Raw genomic sequence first — 14,918 nt, 5'->3', positions numbered from 1 at the left:
TGTTATTTGTTCTATTCAACCATCATTAAGGTGTGAATTTCAAAGCATTTTTAAATTCAATGTCCAATTAAAAGTGACATAGACAGATGCAGATGTATAGTAAATAATCTTTATGCTTTTGTAGGCATTTCATTTTGCAAAAAAAAACTGGAGAAAGTAAGTAATGGCCATTCATGTGATTCAAAGTCAGCGTATAGACGTGCTTGTGCACGCCATGCTGACGACCGTGAATAAGCCTGCCACTACACCTTTTCAGGTTCTGCAAAGCCAGCATTTTATTGTACCGTCGCATGCGGTAGAAGCTTGGTTAACGCAAAAATTAGCCGAACAAAAAGGCATCAGTGCCAATACCCAGTTCCATCACCGTATTCGTGGTTTGCAGTGGTCAGCCTATCAATGGGTGCTGACTGAGCACAAAGAGCAGGTTCGTAAAGCCAACATCCCCCGTATTATTATTAAGTGGCGCGTGTTTCAGGCACTGAAAGCCTTTATTCAGGCTGAACAGAATCCTCTGGCGCAGGATCATCCACTCCATCCCATCGTGCAGCGAATTTATGACAGTGCCGACCGCTTGGAACAGGGTATAGAGAAACAGCTGAAAAAGCAGGGCATGCTGTACTGGGTTGCGGAACAGGTATCGCGCCTGTTCACCCATTACATGGAATATCGTGGACATTGCCAGAAAAATTGTCCACCTCATAGCTGTAACTGTCAGACTAACTGGTTGCAGGCTTGGGGGCAGAACAGGGAACTGGCTATTGAGGACATGTTCTTTAAGACCAATAGCGAGATTTCCGAATTTACCTTAAATCAGGCCCGTGAGCTGGAAGCCTGGCAGCGCTGGTTGTGGCAGGAAGTGTTTCATCAGGACTTTGAACAGATGCAAAGTATTGATGCCATGTTCTGGGAGATTCTGGACAATCCAGAAACACGCAAAGCTGCATTAAAAAAATTGCCACGACAACTGGTGATTTTTACCTTGCTGGATTTACCGCCGATGCAGCTGGAGTTTGTCCGTCGTTTGGGGCAATACATCGATATTTATATTCTGCATTACAACCCTTCACAGGAATATTGGGCAGACAGTGTCGATCCGAACTGGAAAGCACGTTATGACGTGCGGGTCAAAGAACGCTTTATTGCCAAATATGAACAGCAGAACAAGAGTAAAGCCAGTGATGCCGATATTGAAAAATTCTTTCAGGAATTTACTTTAAATTTCAATGCGGAACAGCGCGAGTCACGTCATCCTTTGCTGACCCGTTTCGGTAAGCAGGCACGGGATCATTTCTCTTTATTATCCAACTTGTCTTCAGGCGAAGATGGGGTCTGGGCAGATGCCTTTGTGGATGAGTATAAGGAAAATTTACTCGGTAAAATCCAGTCCGATATTCTCTATCTGGTCGAACCGGAACAGCATCAATATGTGCTGGATGAACAGGATGATTCGATTCAGATTCATGTCTGTCATTCCAGTTTGCGCCAGCTGGAAGTTTTAAAAGAGCAACTGATTCATTGGCTGGCACAAGGCACAAAAGATGCACCACGCCGGCCGAGTGACATTCTGGTACTTAGCCCAAGTTTAAGCGAACTGGAACCGCTGATCCGTAGCGTATTTGCACCACCGCCGAGTGAACGCGATCTGATCCAGCAAAAAACGGGCAGCAGTCATCAACTGTCCAAAGACAGTATTTATTTACCGATTCAGATTGCCGGGGTGACCCAGCTGGATGCGCTGAATGCCTGGCGTGCAGTGTTGGGACGCATTGAACTGATTCAAGGGCGTTTCAGCATTGAGGATTTTGCTGACTGGCTCAGCCTAAGTGCAACCCAGCAGCTCTATAGTTTAGAAGTCAATTCAATTGAACGCATCACAGCATTACTGATTGATGCCGGCTTTAAGCGGGGGCTGGATGCGCAGCATTTAAAACGCAGCCTGTGCGAGGGCGATGAAGATTACCGTTTCAGTTTTAAATTTGCACTCGACCGGCTGGCACTGGGTATTGCCATTCCTGAACATACCCTGTTCAATAACACGCTTAGTTTTGCCCAGGTCTTGCCGAGTGATTTTGAGCTGATTGGCAAACTGATCCAAATTTATCAGGATTTTGATGCTCGCCGTGACTGGATGATTGCCCATGAGCAAGGCAAAACTGTGCCAGTGGAGCAGTGGTTAAAATGCCTGATGCAGGACATTGCCGAATTTGAGCAAGCCGGTGTCGAATCTTTAACAACTGTTTATAAAATTATTAAAAAGCAAGAGCGTATGTTGACGCTGGCCAGCTTTTACGATGAGCATGACCATCATGCCTTGCGCAGTTTAAGCCTGCCTTTGCCTTATTTGCTGGCAGAAATTAACAATACCCTGGAAGCTCAGCTGGAACATGCCGAACCGACTGGACAGATTACCTTTAGCCAGATTGGGCAGATTCGTCCTGTACCCTACAAATTGATAGTGATGCTGGGATTGGATAGCGGCAAGTTTCCAAACCGAACCCAGCATTTGCCGTTTGACTTGATGGATTTGCTCAAGCCGCAACTGGGCGACCGTTCCCGTCTGGAGGATGATCAGGGCGCATTTTTAGATCACCTGCTGTTGGCTCAGGACAACCTGTGGCTGTTTTATAATGGTTTCGACATTAACGATGGTGAAGTGCGTGATCCTTCTACCGTGTTGCAGGAACTGGTGCAGCATCTGGCCTTTATTGTGCAGTCCAAACAGCCCGAAACCCAAGCCGATGCAACGGTGAACATCAACGGTGTGGAGGTGCCTGAACAGCTGCGATCACTTTATCATGTTCATCCCTTATTGCCGTTTGATCCGGTAGGTTTTGAAAGCAACAGACCGGTACGCTATCAGGACCAGTGGTTTTGTGTGGCCGGGCAGATTCGGCATGCCACTGGCAAGCGGACGTCCTGGGTGAATACGCCTTATCAGCTGCTGCAACAGGATATTCAGGTGCTGGACAGCCATCAGTGGATTCAGGATGTGACTTTCCCTGCACGTTTATATTTAAAGACTCTGGGGGTAGAAAACCTGCGTCCGGAAGATTTGCCTGCCGTGGATGAGCCTTTGTTATTAGATGGTTTGGGGCGCTATGCCGTGCGCCAGTTCCTGCAAAAGCAGGAAGGGCAAAGCAAGCCGGAATTACTGATGGATCAGCTTCCCATTGGCAAGCTAAAACACAGTAGCTGGGAAATCAGCCTGGTAGAACAGCAGCGCCTGAAAGACCGTTTGCTGAAATATGCGACCGAAGTGACGCCCACTACACAGCAGGTCTGGAAGGTCAATGATCATGTTTATATGAACATCAGCCTACCCAAGCATGGTGCAGAAAAATGGGTCAGTCTGGATGCTTCCAGTGCACGTGCCAAGCGTCGTGCCAAAGTCTGGCTGGAGTATTTGCTCTGGCTGGCTTATTTGAACATGGGCGAGGGTGGTGAAAAACTGGCGCGAATAGTCGTATTTAGTGACCGGACTATCTTGTGTCATGGGGTAACTTCCAACAAGGCACGCGAGTGGCTGGATCACTGGCTGGCTGCCTGGAAATATGGACAGACCCAGCCGCTGGTTTTACCTGCGGCCTTGCTGCTGAAAATTGCTGAAAAAGACAAACAACATGACTGGCAGCCGAATGAACAGAATCAGATGTGTATTGACGACATGGACGTGATCTATAAAGACTGGCATGAAGATGGCAAGTTCAGCGGCTTTTCGGTGGCGGATAATGAAGCGACCAAAATGCATCGGGACTGGCAGTTTATTTTACAGGAACAGGATGCCACTGCATTGCTGGAAGATGCCTGTGCGCAATTTTCCTATCAGCTCTATCAACCGGTGTTTTTGCATCAACAGGTTATTGAAGAATAAAAAATAACATGAATCATCCTCAAACATTAACGCCCATTTCCTTTCACCCGATTGTCGATATGCAATTCAAGGGCTTGCACTGGATTGAAGCTTCCGCAGGTACAGGCAAAACCTTCACCTTATCCAGTCTGATGGTACGGATTTTTCTTGGGCCGTATTTGCCCAATCAGGTGATTGCCACCACCTTTACCCGTAAAGCTGCAGCAGAACTGAAAAACCGGATTCGGCTACGTCTGGTGGAAACCTTACGTTATTTTGAACACTGTCAAACCCTGACTGAAGCTGAAATTCAGGCCAAAATCGCGGCTGAAACCGATCCTTTGTTTCAGAAAGTTTTAAGCGATTATGCCACGCGGGTGGATTTTTCCCGTGAACGGTTAAAGCTGGTACTCGATCAGCTGGATGAGTTGTTTGTGGGGACGCTGGACAGTTTCAGCCAGAAGTTGCTGCGCGAGTTTTCCTTTGAAAGTGGCAAGATTGAACGTGCCGATATTACCGATGATGCCAAAAGTTATACCTATCAGCTAATTCATGATGTGCTGCGTGAATGGATTCAGTCCCAACCGCAAAATGTGGTGGATTATCTGCTGCTCAATCAAAAGCTGAAATCACAGGATGCCTATGTGCCGGTGGTGGAAAATAGCCTGAATTTTGCTTCGGCGCAGTTTCAGGAAGTCCCTGCACCAGAGCTGGATTTAAACCAGTTTGAGCAACTGGTGGATGAGTTTATTCAGCTGGATTTATGCCTGATTGCCGGGTTGAGCGAATACTATTCCGCAGATGGACAACACCATGCCATTATCGGAAAAAAATGGCGCACCGATGGCTTGATGCAACGCACCTTGTGTGATGATTTACCGGCCTTTATTCAGGCGCTGGCTGAGCAGCGTTGCTATGCCTTGTTTGCGCCGCATTTTGAAACGACCCTGAAAAATCTCAGTGATCTGGCCACCAAAAAAGTCCTGAATAAATGTGCTGTAGAGGTGCTGAATCAGTTTGAGCAGCATGGGGTAATTCAAAAACTAAAAAGTTTTTGCGAGGCCTTGGCCAAACTTAATCTGGATCTGGACTTGCTGGATGCCTATCTGAAATTTTATCTCAGCCGTGAAGTGAAAAAGCGCCTGCCGCAAGTGTTGCAGCAGAAAAGCGAAACCACCTTTGCCCAGCAAATCCGAACCTTGTCTGAAGCCTTGCAGGGTGAACAGGGGCTGCGTTTTGCCAAATTTGTCCAGACCAATTATCCGCTTATTTTAGTCGATGAATTTCAGGATACCAACCAGGATCAGGACAACATGCTGGCGCGGATCTGGCGGGATGGCAAGCGTTATCATCAGGGCTGCATGATCATGGTCGGCGATCCGAAGCAGGCTATTTACGGCTTTCGCGGTGGCGACATGCTGACCTATAACAAGGCCCGTGCCGATGTGCTGTCCAAACAGGGCCGGGAATACAGCCTGCGGCATAATCACCGTTCGGTGAAGGTGCTGGTGGAGGCGGTCGATGCCCTGTTTCAGCGGCAGATGGATTTTGGGGAACAGGTCAGTTACAGCCCGGTTCAGGCCGGCTCCCGTCCTCATCCTGCACTTATAGATGTGCATGGTGAGAATCACCAACCGCTGCGCTGGATTATGCTGCAAGATAAAAAACATGAACCGATTCAGGTGGCCTGGAAAATTCAGGATTTACTTAATCAGGGCATTGAGGAAAAGCTTTATCTGGCAGAAAAGACCGGGCCCAAATATCTGCAGGAAAATGATATTGCGATTTTATCGAAAAACCATGACGGTCTGGATAAAGCCCAATATGAACTGGAGCGTTTGGGGATTCGGGTCAATCGTCCTTCCAAGCGCAGCGTGTTCGATCATCAGGTGGCCAAAGATGTCGGTGCTGTGCTCAGCGCCATCATGCATCCTTATGACGAAGGCAAGATTAAACGTGCCTTGCTGAGCCGGTTATTGGGCTTTAATTTACAACAGCTGATTCAGCTGGAAGCTCAGGCAGATGGCTTAAGCCAGTTTATTTATGACTTCGACTGCATTCGCGAAATGTGGCTGCAAAAAGGCTTTTTAACTGCCTGGCAGTATTGCCTGAACCTGTTTCAGGTCTGGAAAAATCTGGTCGCGACCCAGAGCCGCGATAATGAACGTTGTGTGGTCAATTTGCGCCATCTGACTGAATTACTGAGTCAGCACAGCGAACAATATCAGGGTGCGCAAAAGCTTTATCACTGGTATTTAAAACAGCTGCAATCTCCGGCAGAACGGGAGTGGGAACTGGAACGCAAACTGTCGAATGAGGCAGGGGTGCAGCTGATGACCATCCACCAGTCCAAAGGGCTGGAATTTAAAATCGTCTTTTTGCTTGGGGCAGATAAAGATTTTCGGGAAATGAACAAGACCCTGAATTTTTCCACCGTGGATCATATTCATCCGGTCACCGGCAAAGTTGAAGTCCAGCGTGTGGTAGCAGTCAATGACAAAAATCTGCTCGATCAAAATGCGATAGATCAGCACAATGCCCGTGCTGTGGCTGAACAACACCGGCTCTGGTATGTGGCACTGACCCGGGCTAGCCATCGGGTCTATGCCATGTTGCAGGATCAGGAAGCTAAGTCCAGTCATGGTCTGGCTTTCTGGCGTGGGACAGACTTTGCCCATCCTGCCAGTGCCGATGAAACCTTAATCAATGAAAGACCGGTCAAGCTGCAAGCCAAGCAGCAGGAACCTTTGCCTTTACAGGCATTGCAATTTCCGAGTCAGCGCTTTTATCCGCGTTCCAAAACCAGTTTCAGTGCCTTGGCCCAGCATTTAAGCCGTAAACAGGCTATGGATGCCTTGGCTGTCAATATAGAACAGTTGTCTAGCGCCGCCGATGAAATCCATGTGCTTGAAAAGATTGAAATTGCATCAACCACACAGCCGCTTTCATGGATTAAGCGTAATTTCCCAATGGGGACGGTAGCCGGAACATTCCTGCATGAAATTTTTGAACATATCGATTTCCATGATCCGCAGGATTGGCCTTTAGAAATTCGCCGTCGTTTTAAAAATAAGTATGAAAATTTATGGGATGAATTATTCAAAAAATATGAAAAAGAATTTATTGAGGGAACAGAAGATCATTTAATTGGGTTGATTGCAGATTGGTTGAATGATGTTTTACAAACACCTTTGCATTCGGACTTTCAGTTGAACCAGCTGGATGAAAATGAGCATTTAGCCGAATTTCCTTTTTATCTGTCCTTGTCGGATCATGTCTTGGCGATTCAGCGTATTCATCAACTGTATGCAGAACATGGCATAGATATGCTGGATTTTAATCAGGCCAATTCTGCCCGTTACTTAACCGGTTCCATCGATCTGGTTTATTTTGATGGTCAGCAATATCATATTGCCGATTACAAAAGTAATTTTTTAGGCACCGATCAAGCTCATTATCTTGCGCAGGAAATCAGACAAAGTATGTCACAAGCCAGTTACTGGTTACAGGCAGGTTTATATTTGGTAGCCTTGCACCGTTATTTAAGCGTGCAGATGCAGGATTATGACATCGAAAAGCATTTGGGCGGCGCGAGCTATCTGTATTTGCGTGGCATGAACGGGCAAGCCGAACAGGGTTTTTATCACTGGAAGCCGGAGGCAGAATTTATTCTGCGTCTCGATGCAATTTTGGGCTATTTTGCTGAAGATAAAAGCAGCAAAATCGCCTGATGTAGCGAAATTAATGGCTTTTAAACAATAGATTGAGTTGTGGATAACTTTGAGGATAACTGTGTGGAAAATAAACAATATAAAGATGACCAAAGCGCTGCATGGATCAGCACTTGGAGTCAGTTTATTTGCCAGCAGCCTTTTAGTGATGTGGCGCAGGACGAAAATAGCAGCCACATTATCGGGCAGGTTCTGGAGGCTATTCAACAAGGGGATAGTTGTATTTCGGCAACAGTGCAACAGATTCAAACCTTGCATGATCTGGTGATTTCGGCTGAAAATATTGAAAATAATATACAAGATCAGGTCGCACCCTTTGTTTTCGATCAGCAGCATTTGTATTTATATCGTTACTGGGCACTGGAGCAGTCTTTGGCCCGGCAAGTCGCACGTTTAAAACAGCAATCCATAGCAGCGGTGGATCTTTCTGCTTATCCAGACTTACTCAGCGATAAATACCAAATTGAAGCCTTGAGTATGGTGGCGAAGCAAGCCTTGAATATCATTACCGGTGGACCGGGAACGGGGAAGACCTATACCTTGGCCCGAATTATTGCCGTGCTGAATCAAGCCATGCCAAATATCCGCATTGCCATGGCTGCACCGACCGGTAAGGCTGCGCAGCGAATGAAAGAGGCACTACAAAACTCGCTAAATGATGAAAAACTTCAGAATTTAGTCAGTGATGAGTTAAAACAACTTAACCCGATTACCATTCACCGCTTATTGGGTCTGGGAAGCAGCCAGCAACCGCGCTTTCATGCCAAGCAGCCTTTGCCCTATGACGTGATTGTGGTGGATGAAGCATCCATGCTGGATCTCAGTCTGGCCAATATGCTGCTGTCAGCGGTGCCGGATCATGCTCGCCTGATTTTACTAGGCGATGCCAACCAGCTCGCTGCAGTCGATGTCGGCTCGGTATTGGCAGACTTACAACAGGTGCCGGCTTTGGTTGAAAATCGGGTCAATTTAGTCAATAGTCGCCGTTTTAAAGCCGGGGCGCTGATTGGACAGATGGCCGAATTTATTCAACTGCAACAGCCGGGGCAAAATAATGCAGCGCTATTAGCGCATTTTGCCCAGCAAATTGTGCAACCTGCTGAAATAAAAGCGATTGCCTTAAAGGCCGAAATGCAAGATCAAATTCAACTGGAATATCTTCCTGCCCACATGTCCATACAATTCGACCGTACGGCCTATTACGACAAACTGATGCTGGGTTATCAGAATTATATTGCGGTGCTGAAAAGCTATTTAACTGCAGATGAACCTGAACTTTGGGTAACACAGGTGGTCAAGGTTTTTGATGATTACCGTATTTTGGCGGCTATCCGGCATGGTGCCTTGGGTTTGCGCCAGCTGAATGTGCAAATGGAACAGCGTCTGCTGGAAGCTTTGGCATTACATATGAGCAAACAGGGCGACTGGTATGTCGGCCGTCCGGTGATGATGACCTATAACGATTACCAGCTGGGTCTGTCGAATGGAGATATCGGAATTTGTTTTAAGCGTAGTCGAGATGCGCAGTCCCAGTTTGAAGTTTATTTCCCTAGCCTGGAAAAATGGGTACCTGCCACCCGCTTACCCAAAAGTATTGAAACGGCATTTGTGCTGACCATTCATAAATCGCAAGGTTCGGAATTTACCCATACGGCAGTGGTTTTAGATGAAGCTGCAAAAAATTTATTGAGTAAAGAATTACTGTATACGGCCATTACCCGGGCCAAGAAAGTAGTGAGTCTTTTGGTGGATCAAGAGGCTTTCATCCAGTCTTTAACCATTAAAACCATAAGAAAAAGCGGACTGTTAGGCAAAGTAAACAATGCATTAAATGATTAACAATAAATAAATAATTTCTAATTTTGTACGAAATTGCTTACAGTGATTCGAGAAATTGCCGCATAGAGCTTTATGAATGTTTTTGAGATGATAGCTGCACATAAAAAGCTCGATACGGAAAATTGAGCAAAATCGCCATAATATAATAATAATGTCGAAAGACAGCGAACTTACAGTGAAGTAAGGAAAAAGAGGAAACTTACAGCCGCTAAGCCTTGTAGTTTTGGGAGAGACTACAGGGCTTTTTTATATGCAAAAATGGACGATTTATTACAAAAATGATTGGCTGAAACCGCCACTATTCAGACCCAGTTATATAAGTAAAAATTAAATGGGGAGGAATATGACGGCTTTTGTATAAGTTAGATATTTTATTTAACCTTAAGTAATTAATTTTTAATAAATAGTACTTATTTGATTGGTTACATGAAACATAAGAAATATTAATTAATGTACGAAAATGCTTACAAAGAGATACGAGAAAGCCCACTTTTTTACAGAATGCTTTGTGGCAGAATCTACCACATAGGGAAGTAAAATTTCACACACGGAATGTTTATAATAATAAACGCGAACAGCGTAAATTATGACTATAAATAAAAGAATAATAACTAAAATAGAAGAAACTACAGCGCAAAAAAAGCCCAAGCCCAGCTTGGGCTTTTTTTTATCTTACATGGATGAGAATAAAATAAAAATAAGTGCTTTTTAAATCTGGGAAAACAATTTGCACCACGCCTTTTTCAGGGGAAGATTTAACCGGCAATCAATAAATTCAAAGCTCAAACGATAAAATGAAGCTTTTTCAATGAATTGATATTAAAAGATGAAAAGCAGTTTCTCTTTTTGCAATCCCCTGACTTTTCCCTTAAAATAACGCACTTGCTGTAGTGATGCACGGCAGTCAATTGAGAAATCAATTGATTTCTATCAAATGTAATTTTTAAGCATCTCGGAGAAATCGAATGGCTTTAACAAACGCAGATCGCGCAGAGATCGTTGCTAAATTTGCTCGCGCTGAAAACGACACTGGTTCACCTGAAGTTCAAGTAGCTCTTTTAACTGCCCAAATCAATGATTTGCAAGGTCACTTTAAAGAACACAAACACGACCACCATAGCCGTCGCGGTCTTATCCGTATGGTTAACCAACGTCGTAAGCTTCTTGACTACCTTAAAGGTAAAGATGCTACTCGTTACAGCGCTTTGATCGCTGCTTTAGGTTTACGTCGTTAATTCGATTAAACTTATTTTTTCGGACTATTGCATGTTAAATGCTGTATTACTGAAAATTAAAGTATACCTGGCCTTGGTTAGGTAATGGGGAAGGGGCGATTGTTTCGCTCCTTCTTTGTGTTTAAAAATAGTGTATTCATACATTTTTATAGTCTAGTGAGGTCGGCTTCTAAGCTTTGTCATTTATGCAGTTGATGTGAATGCCAAACCTTAGGGGTCTCCACTAGAATAACTGTTCAAAAGAACTAGGAAAGAAAAATACATGTCAATGTTTAATATTGTTCGTAAAGAATTCCAATTTGGTCAACATCAAGTTGTCCTAGAAACAGGTCGTGTTGCTCGTCAGGCAAACACAGTAGTGATTACTATGGGCGGCGTAACAGTACTTGTTGCTGTTGTTGCGCAACCAAAAGCAAAAGCAGGTCAGGATTTCTTCCCCTTAACTGTTAACTATCAAGAAAAACAATATGCTGCAGGTCGTATCCCGGGTGGTTACGGTAAACGTGAAGGCCGTGCTTCTGAAGCTGAAACTTTAATTTCACGCTTGATCGACCGTCCAATTCGTCCCTTGTTCCCAGAAGGTTACTTCAACGAAATTCAAGTAACAGCAACTGTTATTTCTTCTGACAAAACGATGGATGCTGACATTGCTGCAATGCTCGGTACTTCAGCAGCACTTGCTATCGCTGGTACGCCTTTCCGTGGTCCAATCGGTGGTGCGCGCGTTGGTTTAATCAATGGTGAATACGTTCTTAACCCGAACAATGAACAGTTAAAAGAAAGTGATCTTGACCTTGTGGTTGCAGGTACAGAATCAGCAGTATTGATGGTTGAATCTGAAGCTAAAGAACTTTCAGAAGACCAAATGCTCGGCGCTGTGCTTTTTGGTCATGACGAAATGCAAATTGCGATCCAGGCAATTAAAGAATTTGCTGCAGCAGCTGGTGCAACTGAGTCTACTTGGACTGCTCCTGAGAAAAACGAAGACCTTCTTGGCAAACTGAAAGAAGCTTTCGAAGCTAAAATCTCTGAAGCCTACACAATCGCTGTTAAACATGAACGTTATGCAGCGCTTGATGCACTTCAAGAAGAAGCATTGGCTCAATTCGTTCCTGAAAATGACGAAACTGGCATTGCTGACGAAGTAAACGAATTATTCGAAGACTTAAAATACCGCACAGTACGTGACAACATCTTGTCTGGTAAACCACGTATTGATGGTCGTGACACGAAAACTGTTCGTGCAATCGACGTACAAGTGGGCGTATTGGGTCGTGCTCACGGTTCTGCATTGTTCACACGTGGTGAAACTCAAGCCTTGGTAACAACGACTTTGGGTAATACACGTGATGCGTTAATGGTTGATACCCTTGCAGGTACTAAAACTGATAACTTCATGTTGCACTACAACTTCCCTGCATACTCTGTAGGTGAAACTGGTCGTGAATCTGGTCCTAAACGTCGTGAAATCGGTCACGGTCGTCTAGCGCGTCGTGGTGTTCAAGCAGTTCTTCCTGCAGCTGACCGCTTCCCGTACGTGATCCGTATCGTATCTGACATCACTGAATCTAACGGTTCATCTTCAATGGCTTCTGTATGTGGTGCTTCTCTATCACTTATGGACGCAGGTGTTCCACTTAAAGCACCAGTTGCGGGTATCGCGATGGGTCTTGTGAAAGAAGGCGAGCGTTTCGCAGTTCTTTCTGACATCTTGGGTGACGAAGACCACCTTGGCGACATGGACTTTAAAGTAGCAGGTTCTGCAAACGGTATTACTGCACTTCAAATGGACATCAAGATCGAAGGTATTACTGAAGAGATCATGGAGTCTGCATTGAACCAAGCTTATGCTGGTCGTATGCACATCTTGAATGAAATGAACCAAGTAATTTCACGCGCTCGTCCTGAAATTTCTATGCACGCTCCTACATTCCAAGTGATCACTATCAACCCTGACAAGATCCGTGATGTCATTGGTAAAGGCGGCGCAACTATTCGTGCAATCACTGAAGAAACTAAAGCTGCAATCGATATCGAAGATAACGGTACAGTTCGCGTATTTGGTGAAACTAAAGCTGCTGCGATGGCTGCTGTTGCAAAAATCCAGGCGCTTACTGCTGAAATCGAACCAGGTACAATCTACACTGGTAAAGTCATTCGTATCGTTGAATTCGGTGCGTTCGTAAACATCCTTCCTGGTACTGATGGTTTACTTCACATCTCTCAAATCTCTAACGAACGCATTGCGAACGTTGCAGACGTATTGAAAGAAGGTCAAGAAATCAAGGTTCAAGTTGCTGATGTCGACAACCGTGGTCGTATCAAATTGACTATGAAAGACATCGAACAAGTTTAATGGTTTGAGTATTCACATGGCTGAGTCCATGTGAATATCTATAAAGAAAGCCCTGTGCTTGGCTAAAGTTTTGACTTTGGCTTGCTCAGGGCTTTTTTATGGGCAGAGAGAAAATTTGATTTAAAATTTGCAAATCCAGTTGTATGTTATTGCTTAACGCTTGCGCGCAGCTCATAATTTTATGCCAGATCGCAGCTTTGAATTATTGAAACTTCAATCAATCCAACAATAAGAAAGTGCACCAGAGAATTGTTTATATGCAGGTTTATTATTTCTACCAACATCCCACTGAACAGCATATTTTTGTACAAAAAGACCAAAATACTGAAGCTGAACCAGTCTTTGTATGGGTGGATTGCACCCGGGAGGATGTAGTGAACCGTGCGGATGAGTGGCAAAAAGAAATTTATCAATATACTCAGCTGATATTAAACGAGTTTCATTTGAAAGATGTTTTGAACCTGGAGCATCCTTGTACCTTCGATACCATGGAAAATTATGATTTACTGATTTTTCGTAAACTGATTACACCTGATGATGATATTAAGACCGGGGCACAAGCACTGGAACAGCATGAAAAGATGTTTGGTTTAGCCACCACACCGGTTAGCTTTATCATGACGCCTCAGGTGCTCATTACAGTGCGTGAACAAGGCAATAGGGCGGTTGAGAATTATATCTCACGGATTGAAATGAATTTTATCCGTCCTGTTCAAGATCAAAACAAATCACGCAAAGTTTCCACTACCCCCTTAGACCTGGCTTTACGATTATTGAATAGCATTGTAGATGGTTATTTAGATTTACGTGTCCCCCTGACCCGGCGTGTAGAGTTTTGGCAGCAAGAATTACTGCAAGGTCATCGCAGATTTACCAAATGGAATCAGTTATTTCAGGAAAGCATGACTTTTCAGCAAGTAGAGAATCTTTGCGAAGAACAGATTGATGCCTTACAAGAACTACGCGATGAAATTGTAGATAATTACCCCCATTTAAAAGGCAAGAAAAAGTCTGAACGGCAAGATATTATGCTGGTGCGGATGGATGATCTGGTTAGCCATGTGGGCCGGATTCAAAAGCATATGGTTCGTCTTCGTGCCTCCATTCAGGCAGCTATAGATTTGCATTTTTCTGCAATTGCCAACCAGACCAATGAAAATATGCGTATTCTGGCTATTATCACCGCAATTTTTGCCCCTCTGACTTTATTGACCGGGGTGTATGGGATGAACTTTGAATTTATTCCAGGTTTAAAATCTCCAACCGGGTTTTGGAGCATGCTGATGGTAATGCTGATCACTACGATACTGTTGGTTTATTATTTTTATCGTCGGCATCTGGTGGGGCGCGGGGAAAAGAGTGTGATTGATTTATTGGCCCAACAACATCAAGATCAACACGTGAACCTGTTCTGGTTTTTAAACTATGAGCCGATTAAGCAATCGGTCAAAGAAACCATGAAAGAAGTTGAAAAACTGACCAAGTTAAAATAAAAGGTCAGTTTTTATTCCCGCTCGCTATGTGTGATGCACAATCCTGTCAGTTTATTCAAACCCCAAAATGGTCTTTGCCATTTTTAGTCTGCTGGAAGATTAGCTCACTTGAACACTCTGCGACAAAATTTTATAAATTTCATCTTTCATTTTGAGCTTCTTGCGTTTTAATGAATCAATATCATCATTAATTAAATTGATCGGATTGAGCTCAAGCTGGGTAATCTCCTTATCGAGTTCCTGATGGCTCTCAAATATTTTTGCGAAATGAGGATCATCATGTCGTAGTTTATGGATCAATTCCTGATATTCAGGAAACATTCTCTTCACTTTTTTATTGCATTCTTTGGTTTTCATAAGCCTAGATTATTCTCCAGCGTTGAATTTCAGAACAAAATAACCACCACGTACCTG

General features: G+C 44.3%; 7 protein-coding genes. 6 read left to right on the top strand and 1 reads right to left on the bottom strand.

The features are described from left to right. Nucleotides 1-163 precede the first annotated feature (163 nt). The 6 genes from B9T29_RS00765 to B9T29_RS00740 all read left to right on the top strand — a co-directional run bounded on the left by B9T29_RS00765 (nucleotide 164) and on the right by B9T29_RS00740 (nucleotide 14,504). Nucleotides 164-3,871, top strand: coding sequence for an exodeoxyribonuclease V subunit gamma (locus B9T29_RS00765; RefSeq protein ID WP_086174086.1), 3,708 nt, complete (start codon nucleotides 164-166; stop codon nucleotides 3,869-3,871). An 8-nt stretch (nucleotides 3,872-3,879) separates the two neighbouring features. Further along, a complete protein-coding gene (locus B9T29_RS00760) occupies nucleotides 3,880-7,581 on the top strand; it encodes a UvrD-helicase domain-containing protein (RefSeq protein WP_086174085.1) in 3,702 nt (1,233 codons plus the stop codon). Between the two features lie 63 nt (nucleotides 7,582-7,644). Further along, nucleotides 7,645-9,420 (top strand): exodeoxyribonuclease V subunit alpha, encoded by a 1,776-nt coding sequence (recD, locus tag B9T29_RS00755; RefSeq protein WP_213033291.1) that lies wholly within the window; start codon nucleotides 7,645-7,647, stop codon nucleotides 9,418-9,420. A gap of 965 nt (nucleotides 9,421-10,385) precedes the next feature. Further along, a complete protein-coding gene (gene rpsO / locus B9T29_RS00750; RefSeq protein ID WP_005007057.1) occupies nucleotides 10,386-10,655 on the top strand; it encodes a 30S ribosomal protein S15 in 270 nt (89 codons plus the stop codon). Between the two features lie 268 nt (nucleotides 10,656-10,923). Next, entirely contained in the window at nucleotides 10,924-13,011 is a 2,088-nt protein-coding gene (gene pnp, locus B9T29_RS00745; protein ID WP_171263943.1) for a polyribonucleotide nucleotidyltransferase, read from the top strand. A 257-nt stretch (nucleotides 13,012-13,268) separates the two neighbouring features. Further along, complete coding sequence (locus tag B9T29_RS00740) at nucleotides 13,269-14,504, top strand: magnesium transporter CorA family protein (RefSeq protein ID WP_086174082.1); 1,236 nt, start codon at nucleotides 13,269-13,271, stop codon at nucleotides 14,502-14,504. A 99-nt stretch (nucleotides 14,505-14,603) separates the two neighbouring features. Here the strand turns inward: B9T29_RS00740 and B9T29_RS00735 are convergent, their stop codons facing one another. Then, nucleotides 14,604-14,861 (bottom strand): YdcH family protein, encoded by a 258-nt coding sequence (locus B9T29_RS00735; RefSeq protein ID WP_086174081.1) that lies wholly within the window; start codon nucleotides 14,859-14,861, stop codon nucleotides 14,604-14,606. Nucleotides 14,862-14,918: the final 57 nt, after the last annotated feature.

Origin of the sequence: Acinetobacter sp. ANC 3903, from assembly GCF_002135315.1 — a bacterium.
GTDB lineage: Bacteria > Pseudomonadota > Gammaproteobacteria > Pseudomonadales > Moraxellaceae > Acinetobacter.
Note: the sequence above shows the minus strand (reverse complement) of the source record. Positions and strands in the feature narration are given on the sequence as shown.